The organism is Winslowiella toletana, assembly GCF_017875465.1.
Classification (GTDB): domain Bacteria; phylum Pseudomonadota; class Gammaproteobacteria; order Enterobacterales; family Enterobacteriaceae; genus Erwinia; species Erwinia toletana.
In genome coordinates, this window is record NZ_JAGGMQ010000001.1 from 1,245,922 (window position 1) to 1,271,898 (window position 25,977).

The 25,977-nt window shown below is 52.5% G+C and carries 26 protein-coding genes and 1 pseudogene; 20 read left to right on the forward strand and 7 right to left on the reverse strand.

Features of this window, described 5'->3' with window-relative positions; all coding sequences use genetic code 11:
• Window positions 1–164: 164 nt before the first annotated feature.
• Complete coding sequence (locus J2125_RS05835) at window positions 165–500, forward strand: SMR family transporter (RefSeq protein ID WP_017803105.1); 336 nt, start codon at window positions 165–167, stop codon at window positions 498–500.
• Between the two features lie 29 nt (window positions 501–529).
• Here the strand turns inward: J2125_RS05835 and J2125_RS05840 are convergent, their stop codons facing one another.
• Entirely contained in the window at window positions 530–691 is a 162-nt protein-coding gene (locus tag J2125_RS05840; protein WP_083865672.1) for an FMN-binding negative transcriptional regulator, read from the reverse strand.
• On the opposite strand from J2125_RS05840, the pseudogene J2125_RS05845 reads away from it, so the two are divergent.
• The 6 genes and pseudogenes from J2125_RS05845 to speG all read left to right on the forward strand — a co-directional run.
• Window positions 682–991 (forward strand): annotated as a pseudogene (locus J2125_RS05845) (aminotransferase class I/II-fold pyridoxal phosphate-dependent enzyme); the annotation flags it as partial. The gene J2125_RS05840 and the pseudogene J2125_RS05845 overlap by 10 nt on opposite strands.
• A 306-nt stretch (window positions 992–1,297) precedes the next feature.
• A complete protein-coding gene (locus J2125_RS05850; protein ID WP_017803103.1) occupies window positions 1,298–1,873 on the forward strand; it encodes a TetR/AcrR family transcriptional regulator in 576 nt (191 codons plus the stop codon).
• An 888-nt stretch (window positions 1,874–2,761) separates the two neighbouring features.
• A complete protein-coding gene (locus tag J2125_RS05855; protein WP_083865669.1) occupies window positions 2,762–3,895 on the forward strand; it encodes an aminotransferase class V-fold PLP-dependent enzyme in 1,134 nt (377 codons plus the stop codon).
• Between the two features lie 53 nt (window positions 3,896–3,948).
• Complete coding sequence (locus J2125_RS05860) at window positions 3,949–4,671, forward strand: glycosyltransferase family protein (protein ID WP_026111984.1); 723 nt, start codon at window positions 3,949–3,951, stop codon at window positions 4,669–4,671.
• A gap of 202 nt (window positions 4,672–4,873) precedes the next feature.
• Complete coding sequence (locus J2125_RS05865; RefSeq protein ID WP_026111983.1) at window positions 4,874–6,286, forward strand: anion permease; 1,413 nt, start codon at window positions 4,874–4,876, stop codon at window positions 6,284–6,286.
• Between the two features lie 69 nt (window positions 6,287–6,355).
• Window positions 6,356–6,913 carry a spermidine N1-acetyltransferase gene (speG, locus tag J2125_RS05870; RefSeq protein WP_017803099.1) on the forward strand — a complete coding sequence of 186 codons (558 nt, stop codon included), beginning with the start codon at window positions 6,356–6,358 and terminating at the stop codon, window positions 6,911–6,913.
• Window positions 6,914–6,942: 29 nt separating this feature from the next.
• On the opposite strand, the gene J2125_RS05875 is transcribed toward speG, so the two are convergent.
• The 4 genes from J2125_RS05875 to J2125_RS05890 all read right to left on the reverse strand — a co-directional run bounded on the left by J2125_RS05875 (window position 6,943) and on the right by J2125_RS05890 (window position 10,342).
• A complete protein-coding gene (locus J2125_RS05875) occupies window positions 6,943–7,362 on the reverse strand; it encodes a putative periplasmic lipoprotein (protein WP_017803098.1) in 420 nt (139 codons plus the stop codon).
• 111 nt (window positions 7,363–7,473) lie between these two features.
• Complete coding sequence (mmuM, locus tag J2125_RS05880) at window positions 7,474–8,409, reverse strand: homocysteine S-methyltransferase (protein WP_017803097.1); 936 nt, start codon at window positions 8,407–8,409, stop codon at window positions 7,474–7,476.
• Window positions 8,396–9,817: an S-methylmethionine permease gene (mmuP, locus tag J2125_RS05885; RefSeq protein ID WP_017803096.1), complete on the reverse strand. Its 1,422-nt coding sequence runs from the start codon at window positions 9,815–9,817 to the stop codon at window positions 8,396–8,398. The genes mmuM and mmuP overlap by 14 nt, the downstream gene beginning before the upstream one ends.
• A gap of 189 nt (window positions 9,818–10,006) precedes the next feature.
• Window positions 10,007–10,342: a DUF2002 family protein gene (locus tag J2125_RS05890; protein ID WP_017803095.1), complete on the reverse strand. Its 336-nt coding sequence runs from the start codon at window positions 10,340–10,342 to the stop codon at window positions 10,007–10,009.
• A 163-nt stretch (window positions 10,343–10,505) separates the two neighbouring features.
• Between J2125_RS05890 and J2125_RS05895 the strand changes: the two genes are divergently transcribed.
• Complete coding sequence (locus J2125_RS05895; protein ID WP_017803094.1) at window positions 10,506–10,820, forward strand: DUF883 family protein; 315 nt, start codon at window positions 10,506–10,508, stop codon at window positions 10,818–10,820.
• Here J2125_RS05895 and J2125_RS05900 read toward each other — a convergent pair.
• Window positions 10,817–11,131, reverse strand: a complete 315-nt coding sequence (locus tag J2125_RS05900) for a hypothetical protein (protein ID WP_017803093.1) — start codon at window positions 11,129–11,131, stop codon at window positions 10,817–10,819. The genes J2125_RS05895 and J2125_RS05900 overlap by 4 nt on opposite strands.
• Here J2125_RS05900 and nrdH point away from each other — a divergent pair.
• From nrdH to emrB, 11 genes are all read left to right on the forward strand, one after another.
• Window positions 11,124–11,366 carry a glutaredoxin-like protein NrdH gene (gene nrdH, locus J2125_RS05905; RefSeq protein ID WP_017803092.1) on the forward strand — a complete coding sequence of 81 codons (243 nt, stop codon included), beginning with the start codon at window positions 11,124–11,126 and terminating at the stop codon, window positions 11,364–11,366. The genes J2125_RS05900 and nrdH overlap by 8 nt on opposite strands.
• 4 nt (window positions 11,367–11,370) lie before the next feature.
• Window positions 11,371–11,781 carry a class Ib ribonucleoside-diphosphate reductase assembly flavoprotein NrdI gene (gene nrdI / locus J2125_RS05910; protein WP_017803091.1) on the forward strand — a complete coding sequence of 137 codons (411 nt, stop codon included), beginning with the start codon at window positions 11,371–11,373 and terminating at the stop codon, window positions 11,779–11,781.
• Window positions 11,754–13,904 carry a class 1b ribonucleoside-diphosphate reductase subunit alpha gene (gene nrdE / locus J2125_RS05915; RefSeq protein WP_026111981.1) on the forward strand — a complete coding sequence of 717 codons (2,151 nt, stop codon included), beginning with the start codon at window positions 11,754–11,756 and terminating at the stop codon, window positions 13,902–13,904. The genes nrdI and nrdE overlap by 28 nt, the downstream gene beginning before the upstream one ends.
• 86 nt (window positions 13,905–13,990) lie before the next feature.
• Window positions 13,991–14,953 (forward strand): class 1b ribonucleoside-diphosphate reductase subunit beta, encoded by a 963-nt coding sequence (gene nrdF, locus J2125_RS05920; RefSeq protein WP_017803089.1) that lies wholly within the window; start codon window positions 13,991–13,993, stop codon window positions 14,951–14,953.
• Between the two features lie 396 nt (window positions 14,954–15,349).
• The gene (proV, locus tag J2125_RS05925) at window positions 15,350–16,549 is read left to right on the forward strand and encodes a glycine betaine/L-proline ABC transporter ATP-binding protein ProV (RefSeq protein WP_017803088.1); all 1,200 of its coding nucleotides are present in this window, start codon (window positions 15,350–15,352) and stop codon (window positions 16,547–16,549) included.
• Window positions 16,542–17,741 carry a glycine betaine/L-proline ABC transporter permease ProW gene (proW, locus tag J2125_RS05930; protein ID WP_017803087.1) on the forward strand — a complete coding sequence of 400 codons (1,200 nt, stop codon included), beginning with the start codon at window positions 16,542–16,544 and terminating at the stop codon, window positions 17,739–17,741. Before proV ends, proW begins: the two co-directional genes overlap by 8 nt.
• Window positions 17,742–17,801: 60 nt before the next feature.
• A complete protein-coding gene (proX, locus tag J2125_RS05935) occupies window positions 17,802–18,797 on the forward strand; it encodes a glycine betaine/L-proline ABC transporter substrate-binding protein ProX (RefSeq protein WP_017803086.1) in 996 nt (331 codons plus the stop codon).
• Between the two features lie 191 nt (window positions 18,798–18,988).
• Window positions 18,989–20,173 (forward strand): MFS transporter, encoded by a 1,185-nt coding sequence (locus J2125_RS05940; RefSeq protein WP_026111980.1) that lies wholly within the window; start codon window positions 18,989–18,991, stop codon window positions 20,171–20,173.
• A 535-nt stretch (window positions 20,174–20,708) separates the two neighbouring features.
• Window positions 20,709–21,239, forward strand: a complete 531-nt coding sequence (gene mprA, locus J2125_RS05945; protein ID WP_017803084.1) for a transcriptional repressor MprA — start codon at window positions 20,709–20,711, stop codon at window positions 21,237–21,239.
• A gap of 153 nt (window positions 21,240–21,392) precedes the next feature.
• Window positions 21,393–22,562: a multidrug efflux MFS transporter periplasmic adaptor subunit EmrA gene (emrA, locus tag J2125_RS05950; protein WP_017803083.1), complete on the forward strand. Its 1,170-nt coding sequence runs from the start codon at window positions 21,393–21,395 to the stop codon at window positions 22,560–22,562.
• A 17-nt stretch (window positions 22,563–22,579) separates the two neighbouring features.
• Entirely contained in the window at window positions 22,580–24,115 is a 1,536-nt protein-coding gene (gene emrB / locus J2125_RS05955) for a multidrug efflux MFS transporter permease subunit EmrB (RefSeq protein WP_017803082.1), read from the forward strand.
• A 76-nt stretch (window positions 24,116–24,191) separates the two neighbouring features.
• Here emrB and J2125_RS05960 read toward each other — a convergent pair whose 3' ends face one another.
• On the reverse strand, window positions 24,192–25,232 hold the full coding sequence (locus J2125_RS05960) for a tRNA/rRNA methyltransferase (RefSeq protein WP_017803081.1): 1,041 nt from the start codon (window positions 25,230–25,232) through the stop codon (window positions 24,192–24,194).
• Between the two features lie 207 nt (window positions 25,233–25,439).
• Here J2125_RS05960 and trxC point away from each other — a divergent pair, with 207 nt between their 5' ends.
• Window positions 25,440–25,859, forward strand: coding sequence for a thioredoxin TrxC (trxC, locus tag J2125_RS05965; protein WP_017803080.1), 420 nt, complete (start codon window positions 25,440–25,442; stop codon window positions 25,857–25,859).
• Window positions 25,860–25,977 lie beyond the last annotated feature (118 nt).

The following is a 25,977-nucleotide window of genomic DNA, read 5'->3' on the forward strand; positions in this document are numbered from 1 at the left end:
TTGCGTGAGTATCTGCAGATCAATCATATTACCGAACATTATTATATTTAACTTTAAAATATTTAATAACTAATCAATCAATAAGTTTTATCTTTATTAATATGCTGACTAATTAAAACGCATTGGTTATTATACAAAAAATCATCCACCCCGGATTGAAAAAAATGAATCTTATCTATCTACAACTCTTTATCGCTATCTTGTTTGAAGTTGTTGGCACGACATTACTCAAGTATTCCGAGGGCTTTACCCGCCCCGTATATGGCGTTGCTACGCTGGCATGTTATGCCGTCGCGTTCTACTGCCTCTCCCTGACGCTGCAACATATTCCAACCGGCATCGCTTACGCGATTTGGTCTGGCGTTGGTATTGTGCTGATTTCGCTGGCGGCCTGGCTGTTAAATGGCCAGAAAATTGATCTTGCGGGCATTATTGGTCTGGCCTTTATTATTATTGGCGTAATTATTGTTAACGTATTTTCTAAGACTATCCCGCACTAAGCCATCGCGGACGAATTAATCGTTACTACTCAGCATTCAGCTGCGCTAATATAGCCTCGCCAATTCCAGGTTGGCGCCTGCTGATGAGGCTCCTGCTTACTCGGGTACCTGCCAGGCGAAATACAGGCATCACCCGCAGAGAAGATCACCAGCCCCCGCACCGCAGCCAACAGCCGCCAGGGCGCTGCCATTACGCGTGGCAATCGCCGAATATGTGCGTAAATCACGCTCGGTATATTGCACGGCTGAACAGATGATTATCACTGCCAGCACCCAACAAGGGCTGTATCTTGCCACGCAAATTTTGCTGGATGCCGGTGAATCCGCCTGGGTGGAAGATCCGCTTATCCGGGCATTACCGCCACATTCGACAGCGCCTGCCGCGATAAGCGGATGATCAGAGTACCGGTGGATGCTGAAGGCATGCCGGACGTCGGCTGGCGCAGGATGCGCGCGTGGCCTTTGTCACATCTTCACATCACTATCCGCTGGTCGCCGCCTTTTGTGTACAGATTCTGATAACATATTTCAACCAGAGTAATTACCACTTTATTTAATTCCGGCGATACATTTTATGTTTAACCCGGGTTATTAAAAATGAATGCGACAGTGTGTAAATTGAAAGGTAGCACGCAATTCTGCCATGAGCGAAAAACACAACATCAAAAAAAACAAAACAACCACAGACAGGTTGATAAATTCATTTAAATTAAAACTCATTACACATAAGCATTATTTGAAAAAAATAGCATCCATGCTACTCTTAATCAAAATCAATATTTTTTAAAGTGTTAAACATGTCGAAAAAAAAAGAGACCATCATCAACGCCGCCACTCTATTATTTAACCGGGAGGGATTTCACTCGGTAGGCGTGGATAAGATTGCCGCCAGCGCCGGCGTGTCTAAATTAACGCTCTACCGCAACTTCCCCTCGAAGGAACGACTTATCATTGAGGTTCTGCGCCGGTGCAAAGAAGATTTTCTTAACAACATCCGTCTGATCACCGAAAATCAGTTAACACCGAAAGATCAGTTATTTTCTTTTTTCAACTATTATCATTACTGGTTTAAAAGTGTTAATTTTCGCGGCTGCATGCTGAGCCATTCTATTGCAGAGCTGGGTTATAATTCCAATGCGATTATTGAAATGAATCAAAGCCTGAAAAACAGCCTGATTCAGATATTACTGACGATATTATATCCCGTGGTAAAAGGCGAGAGAGCACATCGTATTGCTTATACCTTTATCATCTTAGTTGATGGTTCAATTAGCGCAGAGCTCACGTGGCGTCAGCAAAATGAATACTCTCCGGCATTAATTGCCTGGTCAACGGCAAAAACTATTCTGGAGTCCGAAGGGATACCTCTGTAATCTGCCCGCCCTGCCTCTGATACTGCCGCCTGCCAAAGGCTCAACGGCGGTTGTCCCCGTCGATGACTGACCGTTTTCATCAGATTAAGCAGAATCACAAAACACATTATTAATATTTATCAGATATCTGCCATTTTGGCTGCGTGTCAACAAACCAGCCAGTATCAGTTGCAATTACAATTGTGACAGCGTTCAAAAAGAAAAGCTGTCCAGATCATGTCCAATCAATACAAATCAATAAGATAGACTGAGAACTAGCAAAATATTAATATTTCCATTGAAAAACAGATCTGTTTACTTTAATTTATTTTTCCATCAGAGCTTCAGGAATTGAATCATGGAAGGTTTAGTTAATCTTAACGCAATACGTTTTGGCGCAAGCCATCGTGCAATCAATTCAGATAAATATAATTGCACACTTCGTAGTTTAACTATTTTTTCTGCTGATGGCTATGGCAACAGGCAAGATACAGCGCCCGGGCCTTACCCGTTTTTTTCTTCTACCTTGAGGAAGAAAATATCACACAACCTGCTACCAACACTTTAGCCCGTTCAGGATTGATGCAAACAAGGTAATTAACACTATCAATAATTACCGCAACTACATTCTATATAAATCATTATAAATAAAATAATATTCAAAGAATTTATTTTATTCACACCATAAAAACTGAAACTCTTTTTATACCAACTAGGGTTATGCCTTTAGTTTTGCACCAGATGATCTGGCGCATGACGATATTATGCGGCTTTTGTCGATAAATACTGCTATCTCATTCTATCGGCATCAGTCAAAGCAGGGATATTGCTCTGCGACATTAACCGTAGCTTTTTTCAGGCTTTCGGCTGAAACCCATTTATTGCAACAACACAACTGAGAACAGACTCATGAATATTCAGGGACATCCCCAACCGAGTAATCTCAACATAGCGGTAAACAGTAAACAACATTGCGCGCAACCTGCGACAGCAGATAGCGTACCGTCCACACAGCAGGATCTGGCTAAAACCCTCAGTATTCAGTTGCGTAAAGCGGTGCTGGAGATTGCGGGTTGTAACAATCACTGGAGTGCTATCCCTCTGCAGGGCAGCGGCACCTTTGCGGTGGAAGCGATGCTTTGTTCGCTACTTTCCCAGACCGACCATCTGTTAATTGTGGAGAATGGCGTTTCCGCCAGCCGGATGGCGGAAATTTGTCATATTCATCATATCCGTTACTCGTTATTAAAACTGGATGCATGCTGCGGCATCGATCTGACCCAGGTGGCGGCGGCGCTTGATCAGGATAACTCCATCACGCATCTCGCCGCCGTCCACTTCGAGGCTATTCTGGGGGTGAAAAACGATATTGATGGCCTTTCCCGTCTGGCGGTTCAGTATGGCTGCCGGTTAATGGTGGATGTGATCAGCACTTTCGGCGTATTGCCGCTGAATTTCTCCTCTCCGGCGCTGGCGGCGGTGGCTCTCTCCGCCAGCCAGTGTCTGCACGGTGCGCCGGGAATGGCGTTTGTGCTGGTCTGTAAAAATGAACTGGCGCAAAAAACACCGCCGCGCACCTTTAGTCTTGATTTAAAAGCACAATACCGTGCGCTAAAATCCGATGGCCAGTGGCGCTTCACGCCTCCCTTACAGATTATGCTGTCGTTAAAGCAGGCCATTGACGACTACCGCCAGCAAGGGGGGCGGGAAGCTCGCTTTCAGCTTTACTGCCAGCGCATGATTCATTTGCTGAAGGGAATGGCTGCTTTAGGGTTCCAGCCACTGATCGAGCCGCAGCACTGCGCGCCCCTGTTTGTTACGCTTGTCGGACGTAGCGGTCAGCACTTCGCCACCAGCAAACTGAATGAGTGCCTGCTGCCACGCCAGCTGGTTCTTAGCATTATCAGCAATGGCGCTGACACTTTTCGCATCGGTGTTCAGGGAGAGATTAGCCTGAGTGATATTGATGACCTGCTGGTTGCGGTACAGGACTGTACTTATCAGCAACAGCTTAACCACCTGAGTCAAATGCCCTCAGGTTGAGAAAAATAATCGGGTGCCATTTTAACCCGCGCGCGTTGAAAAGGAGATTACCAATGCGCCTTGCTTGTCTTATGGCGGCCTCCGGCCATCGCCATTTACCGCTGACGACATCACTACAGCCAACCGGTGTGATCTCAGGAAAATATCGCATGATTGATTACCAGCTCACCATTTTTGAACGCGCCGGTATTGGTCATAAAACCTTTATCCTTGGGCATGATGCAGCTGAATGCGCACGCATTTTGTTTGACTCACTGCCACACAGCCATTTTGTCTTGCTGAATAATCCGTTGTATCACACATTAAATCTCGACTGGAGCGCCTGGCTGATGCTCAGCATGCATGACGAGCCAGTAATCTATTATGAGAGCAATTTGCTGGTTCCTCCGTCTTTGCTAAAAGACGTGAAAAATCACCCGGCGGAGATTTGTGTGGCGATTGACTCCGCCCGAAAACCTGCGGCCAGCAATCTGCGAAAACTGATGCCTGAACCGCAGACGGAAACCGTGGCAAAGGTAAGCTTCCTGACCGATGATGCGCCCGGAGAATTTATTGCGCTGGTGAAACTGAGCACCGCGGCGCGCCGTTTTGTCGTTGAGCAACTGGCGATCCAACCCTACGAAGGCGAGGTTCAGCTTTATACCATTTTTGGCCGCGCCTGCGAGCTGTTCTCCACCGCCTGGATCGATACGGCGGGTCGTCCCTGGCTCAGGGTCGATAATCCTCAGGCGTTGCAGCGTGCCAGTTTGCTGGCGGAGGAGATCGTTAACGCCTGATAGCGCTTCTGTTAATCGCTTAAAAACATCATCGCGTTGCGGGCGGGTAGTCAGCACTATTTTGTGGAACTCCCCCGCCGGGATGATTTGCATCAATAACCGCGATACATCAGCACGTTAAAGTTTATGCAGAGTCGATATCAGATCAAAAATGATGCCGACCGCTGACATATCATGCTGTATATGCGACGGGAAATAGATGATGGCAATTTTTAGAACGCGTCTGGGGAAACTGTTACTTATTTTGTTAATTGGCGCCGGGATCTGGCTGAGTCCGGTTCCGCAAGGAGTAAAACCTGAAGCCTGGCATCTGCTGGCAATTTTCACCGCGACGGTGGTCGGACTGATCCTTTCGCCTTACCCACTGGGCGCAATGGCGATCTTCAGCTTAACGGTAGTCGCCGCCTGCGGTTTACTGAGTGTTGATGCTGTGCTGGCTGGTTTTGCTGACTCCACTATCTGGATGATTGCCTGCGCCTTCTTTATTTCACGCGGCTTTATCAAAACCGGTTTTGGTAAACGCGTTGGTTATCTGTTTATTCGCCTGCTGGGACACAACACTCTCGGGCTGGCCTATGGCCTGGTGCTGACCGACCTGATTTTTGCGCCGGCGATGCCCTCCACTTCCGCACGCTGCGGCGGCATTATCACCCCGCTGTTTCGCTCAATTGCTGAAGCCTATGAATCGACTCCGGAACGCGGCACTGAGCGCAAAATTGGCGCCTTTTTAGTCCAGTGTGTGTTCCAGTGTAACGCCATCACCTGCGCCATGTTCCTTACCTCAATGGCCGGTAACCCGATGGTGGCGAAACTGGCGGGTGGCATGGGTTTAACCATCACCTGGACCGACTGGGCGATAGCTGCCATCGTGCCAGGCCTGATCTCACTGGCGGTAATTCCGTTACTGCTGTATCGCTTCTATCCGCCAGAATTAAAACGTACGCCAGAAATGCGTCATATTGCCGCTGAAAAGCTGCGCGAAATGGGCAAGCTGAGCCGCAACGAGTGGATTGTCCTGTGCGTGTTCCTTGGTCTGGTAGGACTGTGGGTTGCCGGTTCTTCATTGCAGATTAACGCTACCCTGACCGCCTTCCTTGGCCTCAGCGTGCTGCTGCTCACCGGCGCCTTAACCTGGGACGATGTGACTGGCGAGAAAGAGGCCTGGCATACCGTGGTCTGGTTCGCCGTACTGCTGACGCTGGCAAACCAGCTGAATAAACTGGGTTTTATCTCATGGTTTGGCGGCCTGATTGCCGGCTATGTGCAGGGTATGCACTGGCTGCCGATGCTTGGCATCCTGCTGCTGGCTTACTATTACACCCACTATATGATGGCCAGCGCCATTGCGCATATCAGCGCCATGTACGCCATTTTTGTTTCGATTGCCATTGCGGCTGGCGCGCCGCCAATGTTAACCGTGCTGGTCTTCGGCATGTTCAGTAACCTGTATATGGCGACCACCCACTACTCTGGCGGCCCGGCGCCGATTCTGTTTGGCTGTAACTACATTCCGCTGGCCACCTGGTGGAAAATTGGTTTTCTGCTGAGCCTGGTGGTGATCCCAATCTGGTTAATTATCGGCAGCAGCTGGTGGAAAGTGCTCGGCTTCTGGTAAGCAGTGGTTGCAGGGAGATTACGGTTTAGCGCTATACTCCCTGCAAATGTCTTTGATAAGGATGCCGTTATGCCCACTTCAGGTCAGGTAAAGCTTCGCCCGCTGGAGCGTGAGGACCTTCATTTTGTGCATCAGCTGGATAACAATGCCAGCGTGATGCGTTACTGGTTTGAGGAGCCTTACGAGGCTTTTGTTGAACTGTCTGATCTTTACGACAAACATATACATGATCAGAGTGAACGGCGTTTTGTCGTGGAGAACGACGACATAAGGGTCGGCCTGGTCGAGCTGGTGGAGATCAACCATATTCACCGCCGCGCGGAATTTCAGATCATTATCGACCCGGCTCATCAGGGCAAAGGCTTAGCCAGTCAGGCGGCGAGGCTGGCGATGGATTACGGCTTTTCCGTGCTGAATCTCTACAAGCTGTATCTGATTGTCGATAAAGAGAATGAGAAGGCGATTCATATCTACAGCAAGCTGGGATTTGATATTGAAGGCGAGTTGATCCACGAATTCTTTATTAATGGCGAATACCGTAACACCATCCGGATGTGTATTTTCCAGCCACAGTATCTGGCGAAGTACAAAACGCCGGGAACCATGGTTAAACCCACCGCCCAGTAAGCTAAAGGGGCTGTTACGGCCCCTTTTACTTAACCGCGCGCGCCCACCGGATTCATTATCACCTGCAGACCTTCCGGTTCGATGTAATACATACCGCCATAGAAAGGATCGACAATCAGCCAGCCGATAAAGCCGCCAAGGGGAATATTACCAAGGCTGTACCACAGGCTGATACGCTCTTCCAGCGCCAGCGTCTGCGGCACATAGCCCGGCGCTTCCAGCATCACGCGAAAGTGTTTTTTCCCGAAGTAACTGCCGTCAGATTTCTCCAGCGTCACCGTCAGTGGCGTATGCCCCTGCGCGACTGCGCGACCGGTTTCATCCTGTACCACCACACTGGCGCCCTGCGGACGGGAGTCAATACGCACCGCCTGGGTTTTATCGCCGACAATGGTGGCGCAACCGCTCAGCATCACCAGTGAAATCAGTGCCAGTAAAATCGATTTCATAAACCATCCTGAATCAACAAATGTTGTTGATAGTCTAAGCGCTGAGCGGCGGCTTTTCATTAATCATGCCCAATATAGCCGGGCGTAATAAGGCAAATTTTCAGTGCGTTATTAATGATGGCAACATTTTACCATGGCCGCAATATCCTGCGGCGTAGTGCGGCAACAACCGCCAATCAGTTTTGCGCCTGCCGCCTGCCACTCCGGCAGCTTATCGCTAAGTGAACAACCCGCGGCGGCATGGTTCCAGCTTTTAGTGATCGCATCATACTGTTCACCGGAATTAGGATAGACCACCAGCGGCTTCGTACTCAGTGTCGCCAGCGTTTGCAGCGCGGCGGTGACATCTTCCAGCGCAATGCAGTTGATCCCCAGCGCCACGACCTGCGGACTCTGCTCCAGCAATGTAGTCACTGCCGACAGCGGCGTACCATCGCTCAGATGCGCGCTGTCGCGCAGGGTAAAGGAGAACCAGGCTGGCGTTGCCGGGAATTCAGCCAACAAGGTCAGCAGCGCCTGAATCTCGGCAAAGGATGGCAGGGTTTCGCAAGCCAGCAGATCAACGCCCGCCGCCGCCAGCGCGGCGATCCGCGGACGGTGAAAATCCATCATCGCCGCGGGCGCTAACTGGTAATCGCCACGGTACTCGGAGCCATCGGCAAGATAAGCGCCGTAAGGACCGACGGAACCGGCCACCAGCAGCTTGCCGGCTTGCGGATGCTGCGCCAGATAGTCGGCGCGCGCCCGGCAGGCCAGCTGAACGCTGGTGGCGATCAGCGCTTCAGCCTGCGCACTGTCCAGCCCGCGTGCGGCAAAACCTTGCGGTGTGGCCTGATAACTGGCGGTAATCGCGCACTGCGCGCCAGCCTTAAAGTAGTCGTAATGCACCTGATAAATCAGCTCAGGATTTTCCATTAACACTTTCGCCGACCACAGACTGTCAGCCAGATTACAGCCACGCGCTTCCAGCTCGGTGGCCAGCGCGCCATCCAGCACCAGCGTGCCGCTCTGGTTCAGGATCTCAGCAACGGGATTATTCAGCGACATGTTCAGCTTCCTTTGTAAGTTCGCGTTTCTTCAGCAGTTGCGTGACATAGTAAGCGCCATAGCAGAGGGCGACAAATGGCAGGCCGCACCACAGCGCAATACGCTGTCCGGCATCAAATGCCAGCCCGACGCAGGCCAGCAGACAGAGTAAAAAGCCAAGAACTGGCGTCAGCGGGAACCATGGCGCGCGATATTTCAGTTCAGACAGCGATCGCCCGGATCGCAGATGATGACGGCGGAAGGCGTAGTGTGAGGCGCAGATACTTAGCCATACCGCCACTACCGCAAAACCGGAAATCGCCGATAACGCGACAAATACTGTATCCGGCGCAATCACGCTGGAGAACAGCGCCAGCAGGCCGCCAAGCATACTGACCGAAATCGCCACCAGCGGAATGCCGCGTCGGGTCAGGCGGGCGAAACAGCGCGGCAGCGTGCGCTGATTGGCCAGCGACCACAACATACGGCCTGACGCATAGAGTCCGGAGTTGGCCGCCGACAGAATCGCCGTCAGAATGACAAAGTTAAAAATATCGGCCGCATAAGGAATACCGATCTTTTCAAACACCAGTACAAACGGGCTTTTAACAATCCCGGCCTCATTCATCGGGATCAACGCCGCCAGCACCACTACCGTGCCTATAAAGAAAATCACCAGCCGCGCCACCGTGGTGCGAATCGCCATCGGCACCACCCGCTGCGGGTTTTCGGTTTCGCCAGCGGCAATACCAATCAGTTCGGTGCCGGAAAAGGCAAAGTTTACCGCCACCATGGTCATCAGAATCGGCAGGCCGCCATGCGGCAGCCAGCCCGAAGCAGTCAGATTATGGAAAAACGGCGCGCTGGATCCATCTTTCAGCGGAATAAAACCAAAGATCGCCCCGGCGCCCAGAATAATAAACGCCAGAATAGTGACCACTTTGATAATCGAGAACCAGAATTCGCCTTCGGCAAAAAAGCGCGAGGAGATGACGTTTAACAGAAAGATCAGGATGCAGAACAGCAGACACCACAGCCAGACCGGGGTTTGCGGGAACCAGTACTGCATACAGAAACCTGCAGCAGTCAGACTGGAGCCAAGCGCCACCGTCCAGGTCAGCCAGTAAAGCCAGGCCACGGTATAGCCGGTCGCCGGACTGAGATAGCGCGCGGCATAGACATGAAAGGCGCCGGTCTCCGGCATTGCTACCGACAGTTCACCGAGGCACATCATTACCAGCCAGACCACCAGCGCGCCAATCAGGTAGGCCAGCAGCGTCCCGGCCGCGCCGGTGGTGGAGATTATATAGCCGGTATTAAAGAACAGGCCGGTGCCAATCACACCGCCCAGCGACAGCATCACCAGATGGCGTGCTTTCATGGTGCGTTTAAACTGCTCAGGGGAAGAACTGTGCTCAGTGGGCTGCATCGTGTTTAACCATATGGACGTCTAAACTTCTATATGGGAAAAACGTTATACAGGGCGTACCGGCAGAAAGCAACGCCATAAAACGTGGGTCATTAAGGCAAAAAACGGGGAACAGGCGGGATGGCGCTCACATGAAGCCCTTCCCCACCAGATAAGCGTATCCGCTGGGGAATCTCAACTGGCTAATGCTTAGTCAAACAGGCGTTGCAGATATTTTTCCAGCGCCATGCGTGAACTGAAGCCGTGCGGTATACCGTAGTGATCCTGGTTATCACCGACCAGGTACATCGGAAACTGTACATAGTCATCGCAGGTTTTAATCTCCGATGACGGATAAGTGATGTGCTGACTTTTCTCTTTCAGCGTCGGATGGATAATCAATGCGGTACGACCCATGCGTGCTTCGCGATTAACATACACATAGTTCTCACCGCGACGGTAGCCGTAGATTTTGGGCGTCACCGCGTCCATCTCAAACCCGGCTTTTTCCAGTACGCGTGCTACCTCATCAGGTCGTAAATACATGCTCGATCCTCTTAGTCTTCTAAAGCACCGCAACCTTACATCAGGCCGGACACTCAGGGCTTTCGGAATTATCCATAAAGGTACCGATCCTGCGTCATAACCACTGCGTTACGTGATGATGGTCTATGCTTAGTATTAGTTATTAACGCGAAGGGAGCGAAAAATGTTTAACAAAACGACGAAAAACGATGATGTGGATATCAACCAGGATGTTTCCCTGTTGGCAGATACCCTTGATGATCTGCTGAAATCTTATGGCAGCAAAACCAAGGATGAGATCGAATCGGCACGCGGTAAAGCAGAATCACTGTTAAAAGAGACGCGCGCTAAATTGCATGGTCGCAATCGCGTGACCCAGGCGGCAAAAGACGCCGGTGTGCAGGTCGACAGCTATGTGCAAGACAATCCATGGCACGGTGTCGGTATTGGTACAGCAGTAGGTATTGTGATTGGTGCGCTACTGGCTTCCCGCCGCTAACCCTGGCCCTGAAGTTCAGACAGATCCCTGCCCTGCTGGCGGGGATTTTTTTTGCCCGTCAGGAAATGTCTGACGCCCCGAAAAAAAATATCCCCGTCGCAAAGCCCGTCAGATAAGGCTTTGCACTGCTGCGCCTTAAGAAATATGAAAACACTATATCTGGTATGGTTGATTTCATTAAACACTACATCTAGTATTAACTTCATCAACCCACTACTACTGGTGGCGTAAAGGCTGGCGCGAATCAGCAGCAAAATGGTTCGCACAACGCGGCGTTTCTCACGACAGAGGTAAATACGAATCATGCGCATTATTATTTACACTAAAGACAACTGTGTCCAGTGCAATGCAACAAAAAATGCCATGGATAAAAAAGGTATCGACTATCAGCTGATTAATCTTGATAGCGAACCGGCTGCGGTAGAAACCCTGAAATCACTTGGTTACCGTCAGGTGCCGGTGGTGATGGCTGCCGATGATCACTGGAGCGGTTTCCGCCCGGACAAAATTTCCGCACTGGGCCAGTTAGCGATGGCGCAGGGTTAATCGCATGTTTCCACTGGTCTATTTTTCCAGCCAGTCGGAGAACACGCACCGATTTATCAGCCGTCTGGGCTTACCGGCGCGCCGCATCCCTCTGGACAGCGCTCAGCGTTTACAGGTCGATCACCCCTATATTCTGGTGGTGCCGAGTTATGGCGGCGGCACCGCGCGCGGTGCGGTGCCCGGACAGGTGATTCAGTTTCTTAATGATGACGCTAATCGCCGCCTGATCCGTGGCGTAATTGCAGCCGGTAACCGGAACTTCGGTACTGCCTTCTGCATGGCAGGCGACATCATCGCGCAAAAATGTCAGGTTCCTTATCTCTACCGCTTTGAGTTACTGGGGACCGCCGACGATATTGCTAACGTAAAAGCGGGAGTAACCCAATTTTGGCAACGACAGACAGCACTCTCATAAAACCAGCAGCCAGCGCGCTGGATTACCATGCGCTTAACGCGATGCTTAATCTTTATGATGCTGATGGCAATATTCAGTTTGAAAAAGACCATGAAGCGACGCGTCAGTTCTTTCTGCAGCATGTTATCCCCAACAGCGTGCCCTTCGACTCACTGGCCGATCGCCTGCAATATCTGGTGGCGGAAGGCTATTACGAAGCCGAAGTACTTAACCGCTGGTCGTTTGATTTTGTCTGTGGGCTGTTTGATCAGGCATATCAGCGGCGCTTTCGTTTTAAAACCTTCCTCGGCGCCTGGAAGTTCTATACCAGCTATGCGCTGAAAACCTTTGATGGCAAACGCTATCTGGAGAATTTCGAGGATCGTGCCTGTATGCTGGCGCTGACGCTGGCGCAGGGCGACGAGCAGCTGGCCACCGCGCTGATGGAAGAGGTGCTGTCCGGACGCTTCCAGCCTGCCACCCCGACATTCCTGAACTGCGGCAAACAGCAGCGCGGTGAGCTGGTCTCCTGCTTCCTGCTGCGGATTGAAGACAATATGGAGTCAATCGGTCGCGCGGTAAACTCGGCGTTGCAGCTGTCCAAACGCGGCGGCGGCGTGGCTTTTCTACTCTCCAACCTGCGTGAAGCGGGCGCGCCAATCAAGCGTATTGAGAACCAGTCCTCCGGGGTGATCCCGGTAATGAAGATGCTGGAAGATGCGTTCTCCTATGCCAATCAGCTTGGCGCGCGCCAGGGCGCGGGCGCGGTCTATCTGCATGCTCATCATCCGGATATTTTGCGCTTCCTCGATACCAAACGCGAAAACGCCGACGAGAAGATCCGCATCAAAACCCTGTCGCTGGGCGTGGTGATCCCGGATATCACTTTCCAGCTGGCGCGTGATAATCAGCAGATGGCGCTGTTCTCGCCGTATGACGTGGAACGCATCTACGGCCTGCCGTTTGGCGATATCAGCATCAGCGAAAAATATGACGAGATGCTGGCCGACGATCGTATTCGTAAGAGCTGGATTAATCCGCGCGAGTTTTTCCAGACGCTAGCGGAAATTCAGTTTGAATCCGGCTACCCCTACATCATGTATGAGGATACGGTAAATCGCGCCAACCCGATTAAGGGGCGCATTAATATGAGCAATCTCTGCTCCGAGATTTTGCAGGTCAATACGCCGACCGAATATAACGACGATCTCAGCTATCGTCAGATCGGCAAAGATATCTCCTGCAACCTCGGTTCGCTGAATATTGCCCATGCCATGGACTCGGAAGATTTTGCCCGCACCGTGGAGATCGCCATTCGCGGCCTGACGGCGGTATCGGAAATGAGCCATATCGGCTCGGTGCCATCGATTGCCGAAGGCAATGCGCAGTCACACGCTATCGGTCTCGGCCAGATGAACCTGCACGGCTATCTGGCGCGCGAAGGCATTATGTATGGTTCTGAAGAGGGGCTGGATTTCACCAACCTCTATTTTTACTGCGTCACTTATCACGCGCTGCGCACCTCAAATCAGCTGGCGCGTGAACGTCAGCAAAGCTTCGCCGGCTTTAGCGACTCTCGCTATGCCAGCGGTGAATACTTTAACCAGTATGTGGAGCAGAACTGGCAGCCACGCACCGCGCGCGTCGCGCAGCTGTTTACTGACGCCGGTATCCCGCTACCGACGCAGGATGACTGGCGGGCGCTGCGTGACGCGGTGATGACCAGCGGATTGTATAACCAGAACCTGCAGGCGATCCCGCCAACCGGTTCTATCTCCTACATCAATTACGCCACCTCCAGTATTCATCCGATCGTCTCGCGGATTGAGATTCGCAAAGAGGGCAAAACCGGTCGCGTCTACTATCCGGCGCCATTTATGAATAATCATAATCAGGCAATGTATCAGGATGCTTACGATATCGGCCCGGAAGCGATTATTGACACCTATGCCGAGGCGACGCGCCATGTCGATCAGGGGCTGTCGTTGACCCTGTTCTTCCGCGATACCGCCACCACCCGCGACATTAATAAGGCGCAGATTTACGCGTGGAAGAAAGGCATTAAAACCCTTTACTACATCCGTCTGCGTCAGATGGCGCTGGAAGGCACTGAAGTGCAGGGCTGCGTATCCTGTTCCCTTTAATGAAACATAAAAGGGAGCCGAAAACGGCTCCCCTATATTGCCGCAGCGGCGTTTTCGCCGCCCGTGCCATTGATTAAGAAAACATGATGACTAAACTAAAACGCGTACAAGCCATCAACTGGAACCATATCCAGGATGATAAAGACCTGGAAGTGTGGAACCGTCTGACCGCCAACTTCTGGCTGCCGGAAAAACTGCCGCTCTCTAACGATCTGCCGTCGTGGAACAGCCTGAATGCCGTGGAGCAGCAGCTGACCATCCGGGTATTTACCGGACTGACGCTGCTCGACACCATTCAGAACACCCTTGGCGCACCAGCCCTGATGGCCGATGCCCTGACGCCACATGAAGAAGCGGTGATGTCGAATATCAGTTTTATGGAAGCGGTGCATGCACGCTCCTACAGCTCGATTTTTTCAACGCTGTGCCATACCAGCGATGTCGATGCCGCCTACCAGTGGAGCGAAGAGAATCAGCCGCTGCAACGCAAGGCTGATATTATTCTGCAGCACTACCATAATGACGATCCGCTGAAGAAAAAAATCGCCAGCGTATTTCTTGAATCCTTCCTGTTCTATTCCGGCTTTTATTTGCCGATGTACTGGTCGAGCCGTGGCAAGCTGACCAATACCGCCGATCTGATCCGCCTGATTATTCGTGATGAAGCAGTACATGGTTATTATATCGGTTATAAGTATCAGAAGGCGCTGGAAAAAGCCGATGATGCGCGCCGTGAAGAGCTGCAGCAATTTGCCTGTGATCTGATGCTGGCGCTGTATGAGAATGAACTGGCCTACACCGACGATCTTTACGATGACGTGGGCTGGAGTGAAGAGGTGAAAGCCTTCCTGCATTACAACGCCAACAAGGCGCTGATGAACCTCGGTTATGAGGCGCTGTTCCCGGCGGAAATGGCCACCGTCAACCCGGCGATCCTCTCAGCGCTGTCGCCAAATGCCGATGAAAACCATGACTTCTTCTCCGGTTCCGGCTCTTCCTATGTGATGGGAAAAGCGGTCGATACCGAGGATGATGACTGGAACTTTTAACTGCTACAGAGATGGCGCTGACCGGGCGCCATCTATTTCAAATTAATACTATTTTATTCCCTTAATTTCAGTCGATAAGCCAGATTATTTCCCGATAATAAATTCGTCATATTTCTCCGCTTACATTAAATATCGTTACCTTTTTAGTGCAATAATCCCCGACCGAATGAGAAGATTCTGTAAGAAATAGCAACTAATTTTCATCTTTTTCATCCGTCGCAATCCCTTATGGACTCTGGCATCATCAAAGATTCGTGTCTCGCAGAATTCCCCCGCCACGCCCGCCAAGGGTTGTCAGATAATCTCAGTGTGTTAGGGTATATGCCGCATTTATTTAACCTGGGCAAAAGAAGAAATATAAGATAATTAACCACTCAACAGGAATTTAATTATTGCATGGCAATTAAACTAGAAGTCAAAAATTTATATAAAGTATTCGGGGAAAATCCTGACCGTGCGTTCAAGCACATTGAGAAAGGCATCAGCAAAGAAGCGTTGCTGGAGAAAACCGGCCTTTCTCTCGGGGTTAAAGATGCCAGTCTGGCCATTGAAGAAGGCGAGATATTCGTCATCATGGGATTATCCGGTTCCGGTAAATCCACCATGGTTCGCCTTCTCAATCGTCTGATAGAACCTACTCGCGGGCAGGTCATAATTGATGGTGTCGACATCGCGAAAATATCTGACAGTGAACTCCGTCAGGTACGCCGAAATAAAATCAGTATGGTATTCCAGTCTTTCGCGCTAATGCCGCATATGACGGTATTAAATAACGCCGCTTTTGGTATGGAATTAGCCGGTGTGCCGCTGGCGGAACGTCAGGAAAAAGCGCTGGATGCGCTGCGTCAGGTCGGGCTGGATAATTATGCCCACGCTTATCCTGATGAACTCTCCGGTGGTATGCGTCAACGCGTCGGATTAGCCCGTGCGCTGGCGATTAACCCGGATATCCTGCTGATGGATGAAGCCTTCTCCGCACTTGACCCATTGATTCGTACCGAGATGCAGGATGAGCTGGTGAAGCTGCAATCCAGGCATCAGCGCACCATCGTGTTTATCTCCCATGACCTCGATGAAGCGATGCGTATTGGCGACCGTATTGCCATTATGCAGGGCGGCGAAGTGATCCAGGTCGGTACACCGGATGAAATCCTCAACAACCCCGCCAATGATTATGTGCGCACCTTCTTCCGCGGTGTGGATATCAGTCATGTGTTCAGCGCTAAAGATATTGCACGTCGCAGCGCCAGCGCCCTGATCCGTAAAGCACCCGGCTTTGGCCCACGTTCTGCGATCAAACTGCTGCAGGATGCGGACCGCGAATATGGTTACGTGCTGGAGCGGCAGAAATTTGTTGGTATCGTCTCGGTCGATTCACTGAAAGCCGCACTGGCTGCTGGTGAAGGGCTGGATGCCGCCCTGCTTGAGTCGCCTGCTGCGGTACAGGGTGATACCTCACTGAATGAACTGCTGTCCCATGTGGCGCAGGCGCCGTGCGCGGTGCCGATCGTCGGCGAGGAAGATCAGTACATCGGTATCATTTCCAAAGGCACGTTACTACAGGCATTAGATCGCGAGGGGGCAAACAATGAGTAAGCAAACGGCAAATCCGTGGGAAACCGCGCCAGCGCAAACCGAATCAGCACCCGCACCCGCCGCTGACAGCACCAGCAGTGCCGCCAGCAGCAGCGATCCCTGGGGTACGCCTGCAGATAGCGCCACTAACGCCGCGCCAGCTGATGGCGGTGCCAGCAGCAGTGGCGGTGCGGATGCCTGGGGCGCACCGGCCCAGTCCGCCAGCGGCGGTCATGACGCCGCCGCCAGCAACACGGACTGGCTGAGCAGCGCGCCAGCACCGCAGGCGGAACACTTTAATATTCTCGATCCTTTCCACAAGACGCTGATCCCGCTGGATAGCTGGGTGACGGAAGGTATCGACTGGGTGGTTACCCATTTCCGTCCGCTGTTCCAGGGCATTCGCGTGCCAGTGGATTATATTCTTAGCGCTTTCCAGCAGCTGTTGCTGGGTATGCCGGCGCCGGTGGCGATTATTCTCTTCGCCCTGATTGCCTGGCAGCTCTCCAGCGTCGGTATGGGCATCGCCACACTGATATCACTGGTGATTATTGGCGCGATTGGCGCCTGGTCGCAGGCGATGGTGACGCTGGCGCTGGTGCTTACCGCGTTGCTGTTCTGCATTATTATCGGATTGCCGCTCGGTATCTGGCTGGCGCGTAGCGAACGGGCGGCGAAAATTATTCGTCCGCTGCTGGATGCGATGCAGACCACGCCAGCGTTTGTCTATCTGGTGCCGATTGTAATGCTGTTTGGTATCGGTAACGTGCCTGGCGTGGTGGTCACCATTATCTTTGCTCTGCCGCCGATTGTGCGTCTGACCATTCTTGGTATTAAACAGGTGCCAGCCGATCTGATCGAAGCCGCTGAGTCGTTTGGCGCTAACCCGCGTCAGATGCTGTTTAAGGTTCAGCTGCCGCTGGCGATGCCAACCATTATGGCTGGTGTTAACCAGACGCTGATGCTGGCGCTGTCAATGGTGGTTATCGCCTCGATGATCGCCGTTGGTGGTCTGGGACAGATGGTTCTGCGTGGCATTGGCCGTCTGGATATGGGCCTCGCCACCGTTGGCGGTGTCGGTATCGTTATCCTCGCCATCATCCTTGACCGTCTGACGCAGTCACTGGGGCGCGACAGCCGCACCCGTGGCCCCCGCAGCTGGTATGCCAGTGGCCCTGTCGGCCTGCTGACCCGTCCGTTTATCAAAAAGTAATTTTTCAGGCGGTGCGCCAGACGCACCGTCTGCTAATACTCACAAGAAAAAGGAATCACTATGCGCAAGACAGCAATTCTGGCGACCGCCTTAGCCACTCTGGCCGCGACACAGGTTTCCGCTGCGGAAATGCCAGGTAAGGGCGTTACCGTTACCCCAGTACAAAGCTCCATTGCCGAAGAGACGTTCCAGACGCTGCTGGTCAGCCGCGCGCTGGAGAAGCTCGGTTATACCGTCAATACCACCAGCGAAGTTGATTACAACGTCGGCTATACCACCATTGCTGCTGGCGATGCCACTTTTGTCGCTGCTAACTGGCAGCCACTGCATGACGATATGTATAAAGCCGCAGGCGGTGATAATAAGCTTTATCGTCAGGGGACTTATGTCCAGGGCGCTGCTCAGGGGTATCTGATTGATAAGAAAACCGCTGAGAAATACAAAATTACCAATATCGAACAGCTGAAAGATCCGAAAATCGCCAAACTGTTTGATACCAATGGTGATGGCAAAGCCGATCTGACCGGTTGTACGCCGGGCTGGGGCTGTGAAGCGGTGATTAACCACCAGATGCCCGCTTACGGCCTGACTAAAACGGTTGAAGCGAATATGGGTAACTACTCAGCAATGATTGCCGATGTAATGGCGCGCTATAAGCAGGGTAAACCGGTGATTTATTACACCTGGACACCTTACTGGCTGAGCGACGTACTGGTTCCGGGCAAAGATGTGGTCTGGTTGCAGGTGCCATTCTCTTCACTGCCAGGCGAGCAGAAAGATGTGGATACTAAGCTGCCAAACGGCGCTAACTATGGCTTCCCGGTCAATACCATGCATATCGTCGCGAACAAAGCGTGGGTAGAGAAAAACCCGGCGGCAGGCAAACTGTTTGCTGAGATGAAACTGCCTATCGCGGACATCAATGCACAGAATGCACGTATGCATGCTGGTGAAGCATCTGAAGCGGATATCAACCGTCATGTCGATGGCTGGATCAAAGGCCATCAGGCACAGTTTGATAAGTGGGTTTCTGACGCTGCAGCAGCGGCTAAATAAGCGCAGATCGGCTCCCGTCTTACAGCAATTAAGATGTGAACTATTAGCACGGGCGGCGAGAACGCCGCCCCTAGTAAAAAAGCGGCCTCTGGCCGCTTTTTTACTGGTTTGTCCTGTTAACTACAACAACATTGAAATAGTTATTTGAGTTACTATTAGTTTATCCCACTTATCAACGTTGTTAACTGCTTATGAAATCTGCCCCTCAGGGACTGAATACACCACTGGTAGCCCTGATGTCGCTGGCAACCGGCCTCTCCGTTGCCTGTAATTACTATGTCCAGCCATTGCTGGAAACCATTGCCCGCAGCTTTGAACTCTCCATTAATCAGGCCGGATTTATCGTCACCACCGCGCAGCTGGGCTATGCCGCAGGGTTATTGCTGCTGGTGCCGCTGGGCGATATGCTGGAACGACGTGGCCTGATTGTGGTGATGAGCCTGCTGGCGGCTGGCGGGATGGTGGTCACCGCCCTCTCATCCAGCCTGACGATGATGCTGACTGGCACTGTGCTGACCGGCCTGTTTTCGGTGGTGGCGCAAATTCTGGTGCCGCTCGCCGCCACGCTGGCCGCGCCAGAGAAGCGCGGCAAGGTGGTTGGCACCGTGATGAGCGGCCTGCTGCTGGGCATCCTGCTGGCGCGTACCGTCGCCGGTGGTCTGGCGCAGCTTGGCGGCTGGCGCACGGTGTACTGGGTCGCCAGCGTGCTGATGGTGCTGATGTCGCTGGCGCTGTGGCGCTATCTGCCACGCTATCGCCAGTCCACTGCGCTTAACTATCCGCAGCTGCTGGCGTCCATTTTCCAGCTGTATGCCGGTAACCGGGTGATCCGCACCCGCGCCATCATTGGTTGCCTGTCATTTGCTAATTTCAGTGTGTTGTGGACCTCAATGGCCTTTCTGCTGGCATCCCCGCCTTATAACTACTCTGAAGGAATGATTGGTCTGCTGGGACTGGTTGGCGCGGCGGGCGCGCTGGCGGCACGTCAGGCGGGCAACCTGGCGGATAAAGGCAAAGCGCGTCTCACCACCACGGCCGGACTGCTGATTATGCTGGCCTCCTGGGCTATTACCGCAGTTGGTGCTCACTCACTTATTGCGCTGATCGTCGGCATTATCCTGCTTGATCTGGCGGTACAGGGGGTGCATATCACCAACCAGAGCGTGATTTATCGCCGCATGCCGGAAGCGCGTAACCGTCTGACTTCTGGCTATATGACCAGCTATTTTATTGGTGGTGCGGTCGGTTCGCTGGTATCAGCCACCGCCTTTCAGCACGCTGGCTGGTATGGCGTGTGTGGCGCTGGCGCGCTGCTGACATTACTCAATTTACTGAGCTGGTGGCGGGGATTCCGTCACGAAGACCGCAGCAATTAGCCTGCAAATAGTAAATTGAGGGATTTTCACCGGCTGCGGGGTATTAAGCCCTACCGCAGTCTGGTATTGTTTAACGTTACTTATTCAGGCTGGTTATTTTTACGCATGCAACTAATAAGCAATCGGAAAGGAATAGTGTCCAGCAGCGTGGTCCGCACCGCACTGGCGCAATCTGCCCCCTGCCCGCCTGCCAGAGATAACCGCCTTCAGACCGTTTCCCAGCCTTCCCTTTTTGCCACGGTAACCGGTAGCCGCCTTCAGTGCGCCTCCGGCACGGTTACGCGTAGCCCAGACGCTGCTTATTTATTGCCTTTCAATACCAGTCCTTGCCGTTCCGGGCCGGTAACAAAGTACCTTTTTACAGACCAGCAGCACCGGATTTACCACGCTGTTGCGTGCCCTGGGTTATGGATTGACCTGGAAATTGTTGATGATGATTTTGTGAGCCTGAAGACAATCCCTGCTCAAAAAGTACCTATACTTTATAAGTCACCATCGTTACTATACCAGTTGCAACTAATGAGGTTCCCCCAAGATGGAAAGTTCGTTTACTCCCATTGAACAGATGCTAAATTTTCGCGCCAACCGTCAGAAAGACTTCCCTTTGCAGGAAATTATGCTGACGCGCTTGTGTATGCATATGCAGAGCAAGCTGCTGGAAAATCGCAATAAGATGCTGAAAGCTCAGGGGATTAACGAGACACTGTTTATGGCGTTGATTACTCTGGATGCGCAGGAAAACCACAGCATTCAACCGTCAGAACTGAGCTCTGCACTTGGCTCATCGCGCACCAATGCCACGCGTATTGCGGATGAGCTGGAAAAGCGCGGCTGGATTGAGCGTCGTGAAAGCGACAATGACCGTCGTTGCCTGTACCTGACCCTGACCGAGAAAGGTAATGAGTTCCTGCGCCAGCTGCTGCCACCGCAGCATCAGAGCCTGCAGCATTTATGGTCTTCACTCAGCACCGCAGAAAAAAGTCAGCTGGAAGGCATTACCCGTAAGCTGCTGAATCGCCTTGATCAGATGGATGAAGAGCAAGTTATCTCGTCCCTTTCGCGTTAATAGCAATAACTGCGACACAATCACGCTTAGAAACCGCTATTTTAATCCCCCATTTATCCATGCCAGCGCTAATCCCGCTGGCATTTTAGGCTCGGGACCTTGCGTACAAGGATGCGCGCAACCCCGTAATACGTGAAAAACGTGGAGAACACCATGAGTGCAAATGCGGAGATGCAACCGCAGCAGCCAAACAATAAAAAGAAAAAGCGCAAAACCGCGCTTATTTTTTTGGCTGTCGTGTTTATCGTGACTGGCATCGCCTGGCTGACTTACTGGTTTTTAGTCCTGCGCCACTATCAGGAGACCGACGACGCCTATGTGGCCGGTAACCAGGTGCAGGTGATGGCGCAGGTGTCGGGCAGCGTCAATAAAGTGTGGTTCGACGATACCGACTATGTGAAAAAAGGCGACGTCCTGCTCACTCTCGACAAAACCGATGCCGAACAGGCGTTTGAAAAAGCTCAGACCGCACTGGCCACCAGCGTGCGTCAGACGCATCAGCTGATGATTAACGGTAAACAGTATCAGGCCTCAATCGATCTGCAGAAAACCGCGCTTACGCAGGCAGAAGCGGACCTGAAGCGTCGTGAGCCGCTGGGCAGCGCCAATCTGATTGGCCGCGAAGAGTTACAGCACTCGCGTGATGCGGTCGCTACCGCCAAAGCCCAGCTGGATGTCGCCATTCAGCAGTACAACGCCAATCAGGCGATGATTCTGAATACTGCGCTGGAAAACCAGCCAGCGGTAAAACAGAACGCCGCCGCACTGCGTGACGCCTGGCTGGCGCTACAGCGTACCGAAGTCGTCAGCCCAATCGATGGTTTTGTTTCGCGCCGCAGCGTACAACCGGGTTCGCAGATCACCTCCACAACCCCGTTGCTGGCGGTGGTTCCGGCAAAAAATCTGTGGATTGACGCCAACTTTAAAGAGACACAGCTCGCTGGCGTGCGTATTGGCCAACCGGCAACGGTAGTCAGCGATATCTATGGCGATGATGTCGAGTATCACGGCAAAGTAGTCGGCCTCGATATGGGTACCGGCGGCGCGTTCTCCCTGCTGCCGGCGCAAAACGCCACTGGTAACTGGATCAAAGTGGTCCAGCGTCTGCCGGTACGTATCGAACTGGACGCCGCTGAAGTGGAAAAACATCCACTGCGTATTGGTCTTTCAACGCTGGTGAAAGTTGATACCCAGAATAAAGAAGGGATGGTGCTGGCTAACAGCGTACGTCAGACACCGGCGTATGAAACTAATGCGCTGGCACTGGATTTAGCGCCGGTTAATCAGCTGATTGCCGAAATTATTCGCGCCAATGCGGGCTAAGAAAGCGGGAGGCTGTTATGGCACAAAAACCGCTTGAGGGAGCCCCGTTAGTCCTGATGACTATCGCCCTGTCGCTGGCGACGTTTATGCAGGTGCTGGACTCTACTATCGCTAACGTGGCAATCCCGACGATTGCCGGTAACCTCGGCTCCTCGACCTCACAGGGCACCTGGGTAATCACCTCGTTTGGCGTGGCCAATGCGATCTCGATTCCGATCACCGGCTGGCTGGCGAAACGGGTCGGCGAAGTGCGGTTGTTCCTCGGCTCAACCATTGCCTTTGTCATTGCGTCGTGGCTGTGCGGCATGTCCAATAGCCTGAGTATGCTGATCTTCTTCCGCGTGATTCAGGGCGTGGTCGCCGGGCCGTTGATTCCGTTATCGCAGAGTTTGTTGCTGAATAACTATCCGCCTGCGAAACGCAGCGTCGCCCTGTCGTTATGGGCGATGACAATCATTGTTGCGCCGATTTTAGGTCCAATTCTCGGTGGCTGGATCAGCGATAACTATCACTGGGGCTGGATCTTCTTTATCAACGTCCCCATTGGTGCGGTGGTGGTGATGCTGACGCTGCAAACGCTGCGCACGCGCGAAACCAAAACCGAGATCAAGCCGATTGATACCGTCGGTCTGGTGCTGCTGGTGGTGGGGATCGGTTCGTTGCAGATTATGCTGGATCAGGGCAAGGAGCTGGACTGGTTTAACTCGACAGAAATTATTGTACTGACGGTGGTCGCCGTCGTGTCGCTACTGGTGTTGCTGGTATGGGAGCTGACCGATGACCATCCGATAGTCGATCTGTCACTGTTTAAGTCGCGCAACTTTACCATCGGCTGCCTGTCAATCAGCCTGGCCTATATGCTTTACTTCGGCTCGATAGTGCTGTTGCCGCAGCTGTTGCAGGAGGTATATGGCTATACCGCCACCTGGGCGGGTCTGGCCTCAGCGCCGGTGGGGATTATTCCGGTGATCCTGTCGCCGATTATTGGCCGCTTTGCCCATAAACTCGATATGCGCAAACTGGTCACCTTCAGCTTTATTATGTATGCCGTCTGTTTCTACTGGCGCGCCTATACCTTTGAACCCGGCATGGACTTTGCCGCTTCGGCCTGGCCGCAGTTTATCCAGGGCTTTGCCATTGCCTGCTTCTTTATGCCACTGACCACCATTACCTTGTCGGGCCTCCCGCCGGAGCGAATGGCGGCGGCATCCAGCTTGTCCAACTTTACGCGTACTCTCGCGGGTTCGATTGGCACCTCGATCACCACGACTATGTGGATCAATCGTGAGTCGATGCATCATAGTTATCTGAGTGAGTCAGTGACGCCATTTAATGTCAACTCTCAGGAGATGTATCGTCAGCTGGAGCAGGCAGGATTGACGCAGCAACAGGCGTCGGCGTATATCGCGCAGCAGATCACCAATCAGGGGCTGATTATTTCCGCCAACGAGATTTTCTGGCTCTCTGCCGGTGTGTTCCTGGTGCTGCTGATAGTGTTGTGGTTTGCCCGTCCGCCATTTACTTCTGGCGGTGGCGGCGGTGGCGCCCATTAAAAAGGCGGCGAAAACGCCGCCCCTACATCCATCATACGTAGGGGCGGCGTTCTCGCCGCCCGTCACTCTTTAACGATTAACTATTCTGACGCCACCATTCGGCTAACAGTACGCCGGTCGCGACCGATACGTTCAGGCTTTCCACCTTACCGGTACCGCCAATCGACACGCTCAGATCGCCTTTCTGCCAGGCGCTGTCTGACAGACCATCACGTTCCTGTCCCAGCACCAGTACCACTTTCGCTGGCAGCTCAACGCGCGACAGCGGGGTACCTTTATGACTGGAAGTGGTAACAATGGTATAACCTGCTTTACGGAATGCATCCAGACCCGCGACAAAACTCTCGCCGCTAATCGCCTGCACATGCTCCGCGCCGCCTTCAGCCGTACGCACTGCTGCACCGGACTCCAGCAGTGAAGCATCATCAACCAGTAAACCTTTAGCGCCAAAGTGCGCACAGCTGCGCATAATGCCGCCAAGGTTATGCGGGTTGCCGATATCTTCCAGCGCCAGCACACAATCTTTTTCACCTGCATCAGCAAGCCATTCACTGACCGGCATCCCTGAGCGCTTCTTGATCAGGAAACAAACACCACCATGGTGCTCAGTACCTGAAGCTTTCGCCAGTTCGGCTTCATCGACCACATGATAGGCCTTACGATTCGCCGCCATCCAGCGCAACGCTTCACGAAAACGTGGCGTAACTTCCTGTACAAACCATGCACGGACGATACATTCCGGACGGCTCTGAAACAGCGCCTGACAGGCATTTTCGCCGTAGACACGTGTTTCTTCCAGACGCTGGCGACGCAGCTGCTCTGGATCGATATAACTTTTCCCGCTGATACCACCGTGATCGGGTTTACTGTCATCTGCAACAGCAGCTGGAGCACGTGAAACCGTACGCCATGGCGAGTCACTATGACCGCTATCGCGCCCGCCGCGAGGCTTATCATCAGCATTTCGGGAAGGACGACGATTGCCATCCTGACGAGCTGCGGCCGGACGGCCACCTTTACCGGTACGTGGATTTTGCCCACGCTTGTCATTCTCGTCATCACCGCGGACATACATCACTTTGACTTTGCCGCTTTTACCTTTAAATTCGTCGTTCATCTTTTCCTCCACCTGGCTGAGCGCGAAGCGCGCAGATTACCTGATGTGACCACGCTAAGCTATTAACTTCCACCAAAAGCTATTAACTATTATACCCATTGGGGATTCCACGTTGTTGATGTAGCGAGGTCGTCCGATAATTAGCCTCAGGAAATGCGCCGGGCGGTAAGTAAACGCTCACCACTAACCCACTCTTTGAGGTGAAGAATGAATACGGTTTGTGCATCATGTCAGGCGACGAATCGCGTTCCGGAAGATCGTATTACCGACAGTGCGAAATGCGGTCGTTGCGGCAGCCAGTTATTTGACGGCGACGTGATCAATGCCACTACGGCAACCTTTGATAAATATCTGCAGGATGATCTGCCAGTGGTGGTGGACTTCTGGGCGCCATGGTGTGGCCCATGCGTTAACTTTGCGCCGGTTTATAAAGATGTAGCGGAAGAACGCAGCGGCAAAGTGCGCTTTATTAAAGTTAACACCGAAGCGGAACCCGAGCTAAGCGCACGCTTCCGTATCCGCAGTATCCCCACCATTATGCTGTTTAAACAGGGGCAGATGGTCGATATGCTGAACGGCGCGATGCCAAAAGCGCCCTTTTCTGAATGGCTGGATGAATCGGTTTAAGCAAGATGTCACCGGTTAACCAGATAGCATTGCCACAGGCAACTAAACACGCCTGTGGCAGGGGAAACATCGCGATGCCTGCGAAGGATCTCGTGATGGTCGCCCCGGCTATCTCGAT